At 62.9% G+C, this 13,785-nt stretch carries 12 protein-coding genes; 6 read left to right on the forward strand and 6 right to left on the reverse strand.

What is annotated here, in order from left to right:
- Positions 1–15 precede the first annotated feature (15 nt).
- The gene (locus HMI60_RS01320) at positions 16–1,503 is read right to left on the reverse strand and encodes an arylsulfatase (RefSeq protein ID WP_193590408.1); all 1,488 of its coding nucleotides are present in this window, start codon (positions 1,501–1,503) and stop codon (positions 16–18) included.
- Positions 1,504–1,563: 60 nt separating this feature from the next.
- On the opposite strand from HMI60_RS01320, the gene HMI60_RS01325 reads away from it, so the two are divergent.
- A complete protein-coding gene (locus HMI60_RS01325) occupies positions 1,564–2,133 on the forward strand; it encodes a GNAT family N-acetyltransferase (protein WP_055977755.1) in 570 nt (189 codons plus the stop codon).
- Positions 2,134–2,238: 105 nt separating this feature from the next.
- Positions 2,239–2,592, forward strand: a complete 354-nt coding sequence (locus HMI60_RS01330; protein WP_064723205.1) for a hypothetical protein — start codon at positions 2,239–2,241, stop codon at positions 2,590–2,592.
- A 72-nt stretch (positions 2,593–2,664) separates the two neighbouring features.
- Here the strand turns inward: HMI60_RS01330 and glnA are convergent, their stop codons facing one another.
- Positions 2,665–4,089 carry a type I glutamate--ammonia ligase gene (gene glnA, locus HMI60_RS01335; RefSeq protein ID WP_018779319.1) on the reverse strand — a complete coding sequence of 475 codons (1,425 nt, stop codon included), beginning with the start codon at positions 4,087–4,089 and terminating at the stop codon, positions 2,665–2,667.
- A gap of 313 nt (positions 4,090–4,402) precedes the next feature.
- On the opposite strand from glnA, the gene HMI60_RS01340 reads away from it, so the two are divergent.
- On the forward strand, positions 4,403–4,840 hold the full coding sequence (locus HMI60_RS01340) for an RDD family protein (RefSeq protein WP_055977749.1): 438 nt from the start codon (positions 4,403–4,405) through the stop codon (positions 4,838–4,840).
- Between the two features lie 115 nt (positions 4,841–4,955).
- Here the strand turns inward: HMI60_RS01340 and HMI60_RS01345 are convergent, their stop codons facing one another.
- The 3 genes from HMI60_RS01345 to lipB form a co-directional block, all read right to left on the reverse strand.
- Positions 4,956–5,717 carry a DUF4191 domain-containing protein gene (locus HMI60_RS01345; protein WP_018779321.1) on the reverse strand — a complete coding sequence of 254 codons (762 nt, stop codon included), beginning with the start codon at positions 5,715–5,717 and terminating at the stop codon, positions 4,956–4,958.
- A 102-nt stretch (positions 5,718–5,819) separates the two neighbouring features.
- Positions 5,820–6,827 carry a lipoyl synthase gene (lipA, locus tag HMI60_RS01350; protein ID WP_064722886.1) on the reverse strand — a complete coding sequence of 336 codons (1,008 nt, stop codon included), beginning with the start codon at positions 6,825–6,827 and terminating at the stop codon, positions 5,820–5,822.
- On the reverse strand, positions 6,824–7,492 hold the full coding sequence (gene lipB / locus HMI60_RS01355) for a lipoyl(octanoyl) transferase LipB (RefSeq protein WP_018778719.1): 669 nt from the start codon (positions 7,490–7,492) through the stop codon (positions 6,824–6,826). Before lipB ends, lipA begins: the two co-directional genes overlap by 4 nt.
- Positions 7,493–7,647: 155 nt before the next feature.
- Here lipB and HMI60_RS01360 point away from each other — a divergent pair, with 155 nt between their 5' ends.
- Together HMI60_RS01360 and HMI60_RS20965 are read left to right on the forward strand one after the other, a co-directional pair.
- Positions 7,648–8,754, forward strand: coding sequence for a serine/threonine-protein kinase (locus HMI60_RS01360; RefSeq protein WP_227453631.1), 1,107 nt, complete (start codon positions 7,648–7,650; stop codon positions 8,752–8,754).
- Positions 8,755–8,791: 37 nt separating this feature from the next.
- On the forward strand, positions 8,792–9,235 hold the full coding sequence (locus HMI60_RS20965; protein WP_227453632.1) for a hypothetical protein: 444 nt from the start codon (positions 8,792–8,794) through the stop codon (positions 9,233–9,235).
- A 37-nt stretch (positions 9,236–9,272) separates the two neighbouring features.
- Here the strand turns inward: HMI60_RS20965 and HMI60_RS01365 are convergent, their stop codons facing one another.
- A complete protein-coding gene (locus HMI60_RS01365; RefSeq protein ID WP_193590409.1) occupies positions 9,273–10,172 on the reverse strand; it encodes a TIGR01777 family oxidoreductase in 900 nt (299 codons plus the stop codon).
- An 85-nt stretch (positions 10,173–10,257) separates the two neighbouring features.
- Between HMI60_RS01365 and HMI60_RS01370 the strand changes: the two genes are divergently transcribed.
- The gene (locus HMI60_RS01370; protein ID WP_193590410.1) at positions 10,258–13,761 is read left to right on the forward strand and encodes a S41 family peptidase; all 3,504 of its coding nucleotides are present in this window, start codon (positions 10,258–10,260) and stop codon (positions 13,759–13,761) included.
- Positions 13,762–13,785 lie beyond the last annotated feature (24 nt).

Here is a 13,785-nt window from a genome sequence, read left to right on the forward strand (position 1 = left end):
CAAAGGGATTACGGGTTACCTCGTGACAGCGGCCGAGGCGGCCAGCTCCCGGGCATGCCGCAGCATCGTCACCACCGGCACCCCGGTGACCAGCTCGCCGTCAACGACGTACCCTTCTTCGCGGTCTGTCAGTGCCTCCACCATGCGTTGGCGCCACATCGTCAATTCCGCCTGATGGGTTGCGTCGTCGGCGAGGTTGTTGCGTTCCTGCGGATCGGCGTCGAGGTCGAACAGTTCCTCAGTGCCTTCGGCCGAGCCCCATATGTACTTGTAACGGCCGTCCGTCAGCCAGTGCAGGTTTTGCCCCCAGTACACGTGTTCGCCGTGCAGTACCTCCCGAACGGCGTCAGTGTTTTCACCACGGATGATTGATGCCAGGGACTTGCCGTCCACGGAATCGGGGATCGGGAGTCCGGCGAGTTCCAGCAGAGTGGGCATGATGTCCCTGAGTTCCACTACGTGGTCCACCACGGCTCCGCGGACGGCATGCTCCGCGGTGGGTGCATTGGCGATGATGAACGGGACCCGGGCCGACCCCTCATAGGGCACGGCCTTGCGGAACATATGGTGATCGCCCATCATCTCCCCGTGGTCACTGGTAAAAGCGATCACGGTATTCAGGTCGAGACCGAAGTCCGCCAGCGACTCTTTGATCCGGTTGATCTGCAGATCAATCTGGGCCATCAGGCCGTAGTACCCCGCTCTGGCTCTATGTACAACGTGGTCGGGAATGGTGCCGTAGCTGGCTTGGTAGTCGCTGTCCTGCCGGTGGGCGTCCCAGTGGTGTTCCCAGTTGCCCTCCACGGCTTCGTAGGCGGGAATGCCGAGGTACTGTTCGAAAGCCCACGACGGCGGATCGTACGGCGGATGGGGGCGGTGGAAGGACAGATACAGGAAAAAGGGCTTCACGGGGTCCCGGCGGTGCATCCATTCAATGGCTTGCGTGCCGACCCAGTGCGACGGGTGCAGACTTTCAGCCTTGTCCCACGGGCGGGCGACGATGGAATTGCAGTTGACGCCGTGGTCGAAGTACTCGGCGTCGGGGCCCATGCCGGGTTGCCTGCGGAGCCATGGCACGTAGTCATCAAACATCGCGAAATGCTGTTGGTGCTCCCGGCGGGCGTGGTGGAGGTAGCCATCGTGGAGGATGACGTCGTCGAAACCGAGCCTGGAGCGTTCGGGCCACACGTGCATCTTTCCTATGGCCTGCGTGTGGTACCCGCCCTTTCTGAACTCCTCCTGTACCGTCACCGGGTGGACCGCATGGAAAGGAACGCCATCGTTGTAGCCAACCCGGCCATGCCTCTCCTGGGACTGTCCGGTGAACAGTGCTGCGCGGGCTGGCACACACGACGGCGTAGCAGAATAGCCTTTGGAGAATCGGACGCCGTTCCTGGCGAGTTCGTCGAGGTGGGGTGTCTCCACATAAGGGTGACCGTCCGAGGACAGGCAGTCGCCCCTCCATTCGTCAACGCAGATCAGGATGACGTTGGGCTGGCTCATCGAAGGGTTCCTTTGCCGTAGGAAACTGTTGAGACAACCCTAAGGGGAGGAAAGCACTTAATGCGTGAATATGACTCAAAAAAAGCTTTTTCAATCGGAAGCGATCAAGATCCTGTTGGCGATGTGTGGTTGATTCCGCTGAAGATGCTCGACGCCGACGCCCGTGCCATCCAGCTTGGCGCCGTGGCTGAACTGTCCGTTGGGGATGGGCAGCGGGAGTTTGTGGGGGATCCGTTGCGCATGATGCTGATAGCTCTGGAGGAGGAGTCCAGGCTGCCCTTTGTCATTGAGTCGGGTGGTGTGGGTGTAGGGGTGCTGACACTGCAGACCGGTGCGGCGTCGCTGGCGGGCTGGGGAGATGACGATTCGGCATGGCTGCTCAGGGGTTTCCTTATCGACGCCGGGAGCCAGGGGCGTGGTCTGGGTACCCGGGCTGCCCGCGCTGCCGTGGCCGAAGCCCGCAAGCTGACAGCGAGGCTGGGAGGCGGCCAGTCCGGCGTCGTGCTTTCTGTCAATGAGCGCAACCCTGCAGGGTTGGCCGCCTACAAGAAGGCCGGCTTTGTGGACGCCGGGCGGTATTCGGGCGGCAATTCCGGACCGCAGAGGACGATGTTCAAGTCCTTCCTGTGACGCGGTATGCATCGCCGTTGGCTGGCCGGAGTCACGCGTTGCACATAAAACTAAGCAACCTTATAGACTTGGCGTGTCACTGATCTCGAATCGGAGGGAACGTCCATGGAATACAACGGAAGCCCCACTGAAAGGGCAATTCCTGCCGGAGAACTCGACCGGCGCCACGTGGGTCAATCGGTTAGCTTTCAACCAAATGACTTCACAGTTGTCTTCGGCACCATCGCAGGCATCGCCCGGACTGAGGCCCTCGTCTATCTGTCTCTCGACGGAGTCGGCGGCGGAACGCATCTGAAGGATGAATACGACCTGTCGATCGACCACAAGGTCTATCTCCAGCTCGACCCCTTGGGAAGCGCAGAAAAGGGTCTTTCCGAGGCAGCAAGCTTCGTGAAAGAGAAGTTGGATGAGATCACCCGGAACATCAGGGACCGTGAACAGGGGAAGCCTGGGCAGTAATCCCTGCGCATTGAAAAAGGCCAGCCCCATCCTCGCGGATGGGGCTGGCCTTCTCAGTATGTGCCCAAGGGCTTAGACGCCGTAGTAGAGCTCGAACTCGTAGGGGTTCGGGCGGAGCGACAGCGGGCGGATCTCGTTTTCGTACTTGTAGTCAATCCAAGTATCGATGAGGTCCTGGGTGAAGACGCCGCCGGCCTGCAGGAACTCGTTGTCCTCGCGCAGGGCCTCCAGGGCTTCTTCCAAGGAACCCGGAGCCTTGGGGATGTCCTTGGCTTCTTCGGCCGGGAGCTCGTAGAGGTCCTTGTCGATGGGAGCCGGGGGTTCGATGCGGTTGCGGATGCCGTCGATTCCGGCCATCAGCTGTGCGGCGAACGCCAGGTACGGGTTGGACGAGGGGTCCGGAGCGCGGAACTCGATGCGCTTGGCCTTCGGGTTGGTGCCCGTGATCGGGATGCGGATACCGGCAGAGCGGTTGCCCTGCGAGTAAACCATGTTCACGGGAGCCTCGAAGCCCTTGACCAGGCGGCGGTAGGAGTTGACGGTCGGGTTGGTGAACGCCAGAACTGCCGAGGAGTGCTTGAGCAGGCCGCCGATGTACCAACGGGCGGTGTCGGAGAGCCCGGCGTAGCCCTTCTCGTCGTAAAACAGGGGATCGCCGTTGCTCCACAGCGACTGGTGGCAGTGCATGCCGGAGCCGTTGTCGCCGAAGACGGGCTTCGGCATGAACGTCACGGACTTGCCCCAGGCGTCAGCGGTGTTCTTGATGACGTACTTGAACTTCTGCAGGTCATCAGCAGCTGCGGTCAGGGTGGTGAACTTGTAGTTGATCTCCGCCTGGCCGGCAGAACCAACTTCGTGGTGGGAACGCTCGACCTCGAGGCCGGCCTTGTCCAGCTCAACGCACATGGCGTCGCGGAGGTCAGCCTGCTTGTCGGTGGGGGACACCGGGAAGTAACCGCCCTTGACGGGGGTCTTGTAACCGAGGTTGCCGCCTTCTTCCTTGCGGCCCGTGTTCCAGTGTGCTTCTTCAGAGTCGATCTTGTAGAAGCTGCCCTGCGGGGAAGACTCGTACTGGATGTTGTCGAAGACGAAGAACTCGGCTTCCGGCGCGAAGAATGCGGTGTCGGCGATGCCGGTGGAAGCCAGGTAGGCCTCTGCCTTCTCTGCCACGCCACGGGGGTCGCGGTGGTAAGGGTCGCCCGTGCGGGGGTTCACGATGGAGAAGTTCAGGGCAAGGGTCTTCTCGATGCGGAAGGTGTCGATGAAGGCCGAGGTCACATCCGGGATGAGCTGCATGTCCGACTCGGCAATGCCCTGGAAGCCGCGGATGGAGGATCCGTCGAAGAGCTGGCCGTGGACGAAGAAGTCCAGGTCAACGCTCTTGGCAGGCACATTGAAGTGCTGCTGGACACCAGGAAGGTCGGTGAAGCGGATATCGACGAATTTGACGTCTTCGTCTTTGATGAACTTGAGGACTTCGTCCGCAGTCTTGAACATCTATGCTCCTTATGCATATCAAGTAACAGGCCCGGAAGGCCGCGTGGTGCAGCCCAGACCAAGACGCAGGAAACACAAAACGGTCCCCTTGCCATGGCGGCTGGCAACTCATACCACCATAGGGAGGTGGGATTTCCCGGGGGTGTCAGTATTGTTTCCGGCAGGTTACAGAATCATCTGTTGTGTAAACGGTAGTCTGCTTTCCGGTGCCAGGTCCACGCGGGTCCGCTGGTCGAACACCCGGCCGGTTCGGACTCTGTCCCGGGGCCTCCGCCCGGCATGCCCAACCATCCTCCAGCGGTAGGCTTGGAGGGTGGTAGATCGAAAAGACATTGGCTCCTGGTTGAGCGGTCCGGACACTTCCGGCATCTCCAAATATCCTGGTGAAAGGCTCGGCCTGCCCGAGTCCGGTCCTGGCTCCATGGCGCGTGCCGGGCGCCGGATCCTCGGCATCGTGATCGACTGGACCATCGCCTTGGTCATCAGCAACTTTGCCTTCGGCGGAAATCAGTGGGCAACGCTGGCCATTTTTGCCGTGGAACAGATCCTGCTGATCGGCACGTTGGGATACAGCGTGGGACACAGGATTGCCGGTATCCATGTGGTCCGCTTGGGCGGCGGTCCTGCAGGCCCGCTGGCCGCCGTAGTGCGAACCCTCCTGCTGTGCCTGGTCATACCGGCCGTTGTTTTCGATCCCGACCAACGCGGTCTTCACGACAAAGCCATGAACACCATCCTTATCCGCATGTGATTCTGTGGGACCGGGCGGTGAAGACCGCCGGTTGTCCCCGGACCAACGACAAAACAAACCGCCCCCGCCTCTGTTACCCAGAGGCGGGGGCGGTTTTGTGCCTGGTTCAGGAATATCAGCGGCCGCGTGCGGCTTTGCGGTCGGGACGAGCTTTGTAGGGGTCGATGCCCTTGGGGATCGGGAGACGGTTGCCAAGGGAGTTGATGCGCTTGGAAACTGCGTTGACCTCAACCTTGGTCAGTTCGTTCTTCATCTTGCCCATGGTCTTAGCAAGTTTGTTGAGAGGGACCTGGCCCTCGCCGCGGCCTGACTCCAGGACGTGGATGGTGACGTTGGGGAGGATGCGCGTAAGGCGCTTGCGCTCCGCATCCACCAGCGTCTTCACGCGGTGGCTGGGTCCTTCGCTGACGAGAACGACGCCGGGACGTCCGATCGCCATGAAGACGGCATCCTGGGTGCGGGGGTTGACAGCAACCGGCTGATCCTGGGTGACCCACCCGCGCCGAAGCGTGCCCAATGCAGCACCGGAGGCGCCGGGCTGGTTCTCGATTTGCGCGAAGGCGGCTTTCTCCGCGCGGCGGGAAAGGATAAAGACGGCTGCGAGAAGGCCCAAAGGGATACCGATGATCAGGCCGGTGACCCAGTTCTCCAACAGGAAGCCGATAAGGAAGGCAACGGCAACCACAGCGAGGAATGCCAGCAGCATGATCCAGACAACCTGGGGATCATTTCGCCGGGTCATCTTGAAGACTTCAGCGATCTGCTTCAGCTGGCTCGGCTTCTTGGCCTTGGCTTCCTTGGGCTTGCGCTGGAACAGCCCACGCTTGGGTGCGTCGGCCGAGGGGGTCGAATTGCTGGAATCAGAGGAGTTCGCCATAGTGCCTTAATTCTACGTGATGTACGTCGAAGGACCGGACGCCGTTACGTGGGGCATCCGGTCCTTCAGAACTGCTTGCTGTTACTTCTGTGCCGTTTTGGGTTAGCCGTGGGCGGCGAGGATGGTGGAGGCTTCCTGGCGGGTGGTGCCGGAGGACTCGATGTGTGCCAGGGCTTCGGGGATTTCCCAGCCCTTCTTCCGCATCGCGGTGGCCCACAAGCGGCCGGCCCGGTATGAGGACCGCACCAACGGCCCGGACATGACACCGAGGAAGCCGATCTCTTCGGCTTCGTGCTGGAGGTCCACGAATTCCTGCGGCTTGACCCACCGGTCCACCGGCAAGTGCCGTTCGGACGGGCGAAGGTACTGGGTGATGGTGATCAGGTCACAACCGGCCTGGTGCAGGTCGCGCAGGGCCTCGGAGATTTCCTCCCGGGTCTCGCCCATGCCCAGGATCAGGTTCGACTTGGTCACCATGCCCAGATCCCGGCCCTGGGTAATGACATCCAGGGACCTCTCGTACCGGAACGCCGGACGGATCCGCTTGAAAATCCTCGGCACGGTCTCGACGTTGTGGGCGAACACCTCGGGCTTGGAATCACAGATCGCCGCGATGTGCTCAGGCTTGCCGGAGAAGTCCGGGATCAGCAACTCCACCCCGGTGCCCGGGTTCAGTTCATGGATCTTCCGGACCGTTTCGGCGTACAACCAGACACCCTCATCGGCCAGGTCATCACGGGCCACCCCGGTCACGGTGGCGTAGCGCAACTGCATCGCCTGGACACTCCGGGCCACCTTGGTGGGTTCGAACATGTCCACCGGGGAGGGCTTGCCGGTGTCGATCTGGCAGAAATCACAGCGCCGGGTGCACTCGGACCCGCCGATCAGGAACGTCGCTTCCTTATCTTCCCAGCACTCGAAAATGTTTGGGCAGCCGGCCTCTTCACAGACTGTGTGCAGGCCTTCCTTCTTCACCAGGTTCTTGAGCTGGACAAACTCAGGCCCCATCTGGACCTTGGCCTTGATCCACTCAGGCTTACGTTCAACCGGTACCGCAGAATTACGCTGCTCAACGCGCAGCAACTTACGGCCTTCAGGTGCCAAGGTCACTGGAGTGCTCCTTCGGGGGTGGAAACGAGTGCTTCTTCATGCTTGCGGAATTCTTCCACGAAGCGGTCAACGATATCGGCGGGATTGATGGTCCGGCCGGTTTCCAGCGTCATGGTGGTGACGCTGGCGTCAGTGATTCCACAGGCAATGATTTGGTCGTAGGGTGCCAGGTCATTGCTGCAGTTGATGGCGACGCCGTGCATGGTGACACCCTCCAGGACGCGGATGCCGATTGCGGCTATCTTCCGGTCCGGTCCCTTGTCGTCGGCAAGGATCCATACTCCAGCGCGGCCCTTGACGGTGACGGCTTTGATTCCGTAGTCGACCATGACGGCGATCATGATGGCCTCGAGGCGCTCGACGTAGTCGCGGATGCCGGCTCGGTTTTTCAGTTTGAGGATCGGGTAAGCGATCAGCTGACCGGGACCGTGCCACGTCAATTTGCCGCCACGGTCCACGGGAACCACGGGGGTTCCATCGAAGGGCCGCTCGTGATCTTCCGTGAGCTTGCCGGCAGTGTAAACGGCGGCGTGCTCCAGAAGCAGGACGGTGCTGTTCTGCTCACCCGCAACAACTTTGTTGTGGATCTCGCGCTGCAGGTCCCAGCCCTGTACGTAGTCAACGAAATCCGGGGCAAGACCCAGTTGTGAAAACTCAAGAGTCATGCGTTCAAGCTTAGACCCAGCAGGGGATTGCCCATGGTTTTGTGGTGAAGCTCTCAGTCGCATCACGTGCTGTCGCGACAAGTGCGACAACGGCAAAAGTGCCGTGGCTGTGGATAACTTCTGCAGAGAATCGCAAGGTCCGGTAGACCTGATCCATGGAAACTCTGGAAACCGCCAATGCCGTGGCACCCCTGCTTCCGGGCTACGAAATTTCCCGACTCCTGGGTCAGGGCAGCAGCTCCGACGTCTGGCTCGTCAACCGGCTCAGCGACCGGGCCCTGTTGGCGGTCAAATGTCCGCGTGGAGAAGTGCAGGCTGAAGCCTTGGGGAGCGCCGCCCGCGAGGTCACGCTGCTGTCGCACCTGGTGCACCAACATCTTGTGCGCATCCACGAGGTCCTCCCAGCGGATGATGGTTCCGGCGGGACGGCCGGGATCGTTATGGATTACGCCGCAGGGGGATCGCTGGCGAACCTGGTGCCGGGGAGAAAACGGTTGAGCGTCGGCGAAACAGTGACGGTGCTGACGCCCATTGCACAGGCGTTGGACTATTTGCACCTCAACGGTATCGTGCACGGTGACGTTTCGCCGGGAAACGTCCTGTTCACAGCGGTGGGCATGCCGGTCCTGGCGGATCTGGGCCTTGCAGTGAGGGTGGGGGATACGCATCAGAACCTTGATGCCGGAACCACGGGATTCAAGGATCCGTTCAGCCCGGTATCCACGCATGGGACCTCAGAACATGGGCTGCGGCCGCAACGGGACGTGTACTCCTTGGCGGCAGTCGGCTGGTACTGCCTGACCGGCGTCGTACCCGGGCCGCCCCAGGTGAGGCCACCATTGTCAATGCTGGTTCCTGACGTGCCGAAAGGCTTGGCCGCAGCCCTTGAGGCCGGGTTGGCACCGGACCCGCAGATGCGGCCGACGGCAAAGGAGTTCGGCACGGCTATCTTCAGGAGTGCTGCCCCGGAGACCCTTGACCTGTCCGGAGCGGTGCATGATTCCGTGATTCCTGAGTTGCTCACCCGGCGCGAAGTGCACGGTCGTCAGGCACGCCGGGCAAGCCGTGGGCACTCTTGGATGCGCAGGCTCCTGCCGTTGCCCCGGGTGGAGGGACAATCAGGAGCCCGACGGCCCGGTACCTCCAGGAGCGTCCTGGCTGTCCGCGTGGCTCTGGGGGGGGGTGGGCGGCACGCTGATCGGCGTCATGGCTTGGAACCTGTGGCAAGGGGGTGGTCTCGAGCCAAGGAGTTTCCAGGCTGAGCCAACGGCCAGCCCGTCTGCCGGTCCCGGCCCATCCATGGAGCCTGCAAAGGCGGATGATCTTCCGGAAGGGCTCGCCGGAGCCCTCACAGCCGATGATCCAGAGGTCGCTGTGGGTGCCCTCTCAGCTGTTCGTGACTTCGCGCTGAGGGAAGGACGGCTCCAACTGCTGGACCTGGTCAATGCCCAAGGTTCCCCGGCTGCGGAGTCGGATCACGGGCTTCGCGAACAGCTGCGGCTGTCCGGCACGACGTTCGGGGGGTTCACTACTGAACTGTCGGGAGCAACGGTTGGCGCATCACCGGAAGTGGACCGCGTACAGGTAGACGTCACGGCCGCCATCTCGGCTTATGAGGAACGTGATGCGTCGGGCGCGGTGGTCCGGACGCAAACAGCCGGCGCGTCCCAAGCCCTTCGCCTGACCTTGATCCGTGCGGATGGACGCTGGTGGCTTTCGGAAGTAACCGGGCCGGGCAAATGACCGCATCACAGCCGGCCGTCCGGGAACCCTGCTGCGCTTAGTGGTCAGTGTCCTTACGCAGCCACTCCATGGCTTCGGCCAGGGACGGGTGTTGCCAGTGGAAGCCTGCTTCGGCCAGGCGGGAGGGCTCCATACGTTGGTTGGCCAGCACGAGTTCATCCGCCAGCTTCCCCAGGACAAGACGCAGGGCAGGGCGGGGCACCCGGCAAAACGCCGGCCGGTGATACGCCTTCGCCAGCGCCTTCACGATCGTGTTGACGTCAGCACTTTCCGGGGCGCAAACGTTGACCGGACCTTCGAGTCCGGACCTCAGGAGGAAAGCGAGGGCAGCTGCCTCGTCCTGCAGGGTGATCCATGGCCAGTACTGGCGTCCGTTCCCGAAAGGACCCCCGAGCCCAAGCTTCAACAGGGGGAGCAGGGGCCCCAACGCTCCGCCCGCGGAACTCAACACAACACCTGTTCGGGGAGTCACTACCCGGACGCCCGCCGGTGCCGTCCTGGCAGCGCCTTCCCACTCGACGCAGAGCGGGCCCAGCACGCCGCCGCCGGCGGGCGAATCCTCGCGGAGGACGCCTGTACTGTCCGCTCCGTAATAACCGGAGGCGGATTGGCTGATGAAGGCAGCGGGCGGCTTGGCAAGGCGCCCCATGGCCGCGGTCAGCGTGTTCGTGGTTTGCAGTCTGGAATCGCGGAGGACTTCGATCCGCTTCTTCGTCCATGGCCGGTCCCCGATGCCGGCGCCGGAGAGGTTGACCACAGCATCCACGCCATCCAGGACTGCTTCGTCCAGCTCGCCCTTGGCGGGGTCCCAGGTGAATTCACCGGGCGTGGCGGCGGGCCGGCGCACAAGCCGGACAACCTCATCGCCCTGGGCGGCCAATTGCCCGGCCAGGGCGGTTCCAATCATTCCTGAAGCTCCGGACATCACGATGCGCATGACCCATCTCACCATAAGGCCAACGTCTGGCGGAAACGCCTGTCATTGCCGCCGAGGGCAGGTGCCTCTTGACTATGATCGAACAATGACCTCCTCCAGCTACCTCCGTTTCCCGCATGTGCACAGCGATCTGGTCACTTTCGTGGCCGAAGACGACGTCTGGGTCGCACCGCTCCAAGGGGGCCGCGCCTGGCGGGTCTCCTCCCAGCAGCTTCAAGCAAGGAACCCGCGGTTCACCCCGGATGGAAAACGGTTGGTGTGGACGGTCGTGGTGGGAACGTCCCCGGAAGTCGTCACGGCCAACGTCGACGGCGGAGGGTACCGGCAGCTGAGCTACTTCGGGCACAGCACCACGAAAGTCAAGGGATTCACTCCGGCGGGCCACGTAGTAGTTACCAGTGCCTTCCAGCAGGCGGAAAGCCGCCACACGTACGCCTACAGCCTCCCGCTCGACGGCGGCGCCGCCGTTGAACTTCCTTTTGGTCCGGTAGAGGCTGTTGCTTTCGGGCCGGAGATCGGCGACGAGAAGCCGGTGGTTCTGGCGAGCGTTCTTTCCCGCGAACCCGCCTGGTGGAAGCGTTACCGTGGCGGCACTGCCGGCAAGCTGTGGATCGACGCCGACGGCAACGGTGAGTTTGAACGGCTGATTCCGGAGGTTGATGGAAACGTCACCGACCCCCTGTGGGTCAAGGGCAGGATCGCTTTCCTGTCGGACCACGAAGGTTACGGCAATCTCTATTCAGTCCTTCCCGATGGCTCCGGGTTGCTGCGGCACACGGATCACGAAGACTTCTATGTCCGGCACGCCAGCACGGACGGCCAGCGGGTCGTCTTCGAGTCTGCCGGCGAGCTGTGGGTCCTTCGTTCCCTCGATGCTGAGGCGCAGCCGGCCAAGCTGGAGATCTCGCTCGGCTCAGCTTCACCGGCGCGCCGTCCCGCACCCCTCAAGGCTTCCGCGCACCTCGGCGATGTCTTCCCGAATGCCGGAGGCACGGCCAGCGCCGTGGAAGCGCACGGTACGATTCACTGGCTTCGGCACAAGGACGGCCCCTCGCGGGTGGTGGAGGCCACGCCCGGTGTCCGCGCACGCCTGCCCCGTCCGCTCACCGACGGCAGGATCGCCTACGTGGCGGACCACGGGGGAGTCGAAGCGCTTTACATCAAGCGCATTGCGGCACGGCTGACTGCCTCGGTGGAGGTATCCAAGGACGCTGAGGCGCCGGCGCCGGCGAAGGAAGACGATTCCCTGCCGAAGCCGGTTTCCGCCTCAAACGTTTTGGGACAACCGAAAGCGGCCGGGGAGGCAGCCGCACCGGTAACGCTTTCCGTCGCCAACGCCGACACTCCTGCCAACGCTGCGCCCTCGCCCGACACGGCCGCCGGCGTCTCTACCTCTGATGCAGTTCCTTCGCCCGAGGACGCCGCCCAGCTCCGCATCGACTTTCCGCAGCCCACTCGAACCAGCGCTTTGGAGCCGAGCCCTGATGGCCGCTGGATCGCCGTCGGGACCTCTTTTGGTGATGTTTTCGTCGCTGATACGTCGACCGGGAAGCTGGTCAAGCTCGTCAGTGTGGGCGATGGCAGCATCGAGCAGTTCGCGTGGTCGGGCGACTCGCAGTGGCTCGCCTGGTCCGAACCGGTCACGTCTTTTGGCTCACGCAGCAAGTTGAGGATTGCCCGCCCAGGCGAGGCCAGCCCGGGCATCATTGATGTCACTGACGGCCGCTTCTGCGACGAGTGGCCCCGGTTCACCCCGGACGGCAAATTCCTGGCATTCCTGTCCAACCGGAGTTTCGACCCCGTCTACGACGGTCACTCCTTCGACCTCTCCTTCCCCAGCCCCATCAAGCCGTACATGGTGGCGCTGGCGGCGGATACGCCGTCGCCGTTCGGACCCTCGGTAGATACGCTTGAGGATGCGCCGCTGGATGCCGGAAAGTCCGACGACGGCGACATCCCGGACGTGCGCGTGGATGCCGAAGGACTGGCCCACAGGGTCATCACCGTTCCGGTTCCGCAGGGTAACTATTCCCACCTCGCCGTCGGCGAGGGCGCACTGCTGTGGTTGGACACTGAACTTTCAGGCGTTACCGGCGAGGGCAAAGGCACGCCCCAGGATAAGAAGTCTGCGCCATCCTTGGTGCGTTATGACCTCGCCAAGCGCAAGTCCACCACCATCGTTCCTGCAGTGGACAGCTACCGGCTATCCGGTGACCTGCGTCGGGTGGTTTACATCCTGGACAAGAGCGTCACCTCGGTGCCCGCCGATAGCAAGGTGGAGGAGGATTCGGCAGAACACGTGAAAGTGGAGCTCAACAGGATCCGCGTGACCCTCGACCCGGTCGCGGCCTGGGGACAGGCATTCGATGAAGCCTGGAGGTTGCAGCGCGACTTCTTCTGGACCGCGGACATGGCAGGCCAGGACTGGGACTCCGTCTACAAGAGGTACCGGCCGATCGTGGACCGCCTCGGCTCCCATGACGACCTCGTTGACCTGCTGTGGGAGCTCCACGGCGAGTTGGGAACCTCGCACGCCTACGTGCGTCCGGCAGCCGTCAACGAACCGGGGCGGAATGGCCAGGGGCGGCTGGGTGCCGAGCTGCAGCTCAGTAGCAAGGGTTGGGAAATCACCCGGATCCTCGCAGGGGAATCATCGGATCCGTTGGCTACCTCGCCCTTAACGCGACCCGGTGTGGACGCGAAGGTGGGCGACGTGCTCCTGGCTGTTGACGGCGTCGGGCTTTCGGCAGCCTTGACGCCGGCGATGCAGCTGGTGGGCGCAGCAGGACGGACTGTGGAGCTGACGCTTCTGAACGGTGACGGACACGGCGGTTCCGCTGGCGCGCAGCGACGTGTGGCAGTGGTTCCCATCCGTGATGAGGAACGGCTCCGCTACCAGGACTGGGTGCGTGCGAACCGCAGGACCGTCCGTGAAGCTTCCAATGGCAAGTTCGGTTACCTCCACGTCCCCGACATGATGGCCAACGGCTGGGCCCAGCTCCACCGTGACCTGGATACCGAAACGGCACTCGACGGACTGATAGTGGACGTTCGCCGCAACCGCGGTGGACACACCTCGCAACTGGTCGCCGAGCTGATTGGACGCAAGGTGACCGGCTGGAGCATGCCGCGCGGCGAAAAGCCCCGGACCTACCCGGACCACGCACCCCGAGGACCTGTCATCATCCTGACCGACGAATTTGCCGGTTCCGATGGCGACATCATCACGCAGGTCTCAAAACTCAGGGGCATCGGGCCTGTCATCGGGACCCGGACCTGGGGTGGCGTGGTGGGAATCGACAACCGCTTCTCGCTGGCCGACGGTACGGGCGTCACGCAGCCCCGCTACGCCACCTGGTTCAGCGGCGGAATCGGCTGGGACGTTGAGAACCGGGGCGTTGAGCCTGACATCGAAGTACTTTTCCCGCCGCACGCGTACGCAGCCGGCACGGATCCCCAGCTCGAGTACGGTATCGGTGCACTCAAGGAAATGATCCAGGAGCTGCCTACCGACCGGCCCCCGCTGCGCGAAGGCTACCGGAAGCTGCGGCCGGAGCCGTTGCCTTCACGGCCACAGGCCCGGAAGTAGAGAGCCCGGTAAGCACAAAGAACC

Origin of the sequence: Paenarthrobacter sp. YJN-D (assembly GCF_015040335.1) — a bacterium.
Classification (GTDB): Bacteria; Actinomycetota; Actinomycetes; order Actinomycetales; family Micrococcaceae; genus Arthrobacter; species Arthrobacter nicotinovorans.

Coding starts and splice junctions, on each gene's coding strand:
- HMI60_RS01320 (WP_193590408.1), bottom strand. CDS start 1,503: ATGAGCCAGCCCAACGTCATCCTGATCTGCGTTGACGAATGGAGGGGC.
- HMI60_RS01325 (WP_055977755.1), top strand. CDS start 1,564: ATGCGTGAATATGACTCAAAAAAAGCTTTTTCAATCGGAAGCGATCAA.
- HMI60_RS01330 (WP_064723205.1), top strand. CDS start 2,239: ATGGAATACAACGGAAGCCCCACTGAAAGGGCAATTCCTGCCGGAGAA.
- glnA (WP_018779319.1), bottom strand. CDS start 4,089: ATGTTCAAGACTGCGGACGAAGTCCTCAAGTTCATCAAAGACGAAGAC.
- HMI60_RS01345 (WP_018779321.1), bottom strand. CDS start 5,717: ATGGCGAACTCCTCTGATTCCAGCAATTCGACCCCCTCGGCCGACGCA.
- lipB (WP_018778719.1), bottom strand. CDS start 7,492: ATGACTCTTGAGTTTTCACAACTGGGTCTTGCCCCGGATTTCGTTGAC.
- HMI60_RS01360 (WP_227453631.1), top strand. CDS start 7,648: ATGGAAACTCTGGAAACCGCCAATGCCGTGGCACCCCTGCTTCCGGGC.
- HMI60_RS20965 (WP_227453632.1), top strand. CDS start 8,792: ATGGAGCCTGCAAAGGCGGATGATCTTCCGGAAGGGCTCGCCGGAGCC.
- HMI60_RS01365 (WP_193590409.1), bottom strand. CDS start 10,172: ATGCGCATCGTGATGTCCGGAGCTTCAGGAATGATTGGAACCGCCCTG.
- HMI60_RS01370 (WP_193590410.1), top strand. CDS start 10,258: ATGACCTCCTCCAGCTACCTCCGTTTCCCGCATGTGCACAGCGATCTG.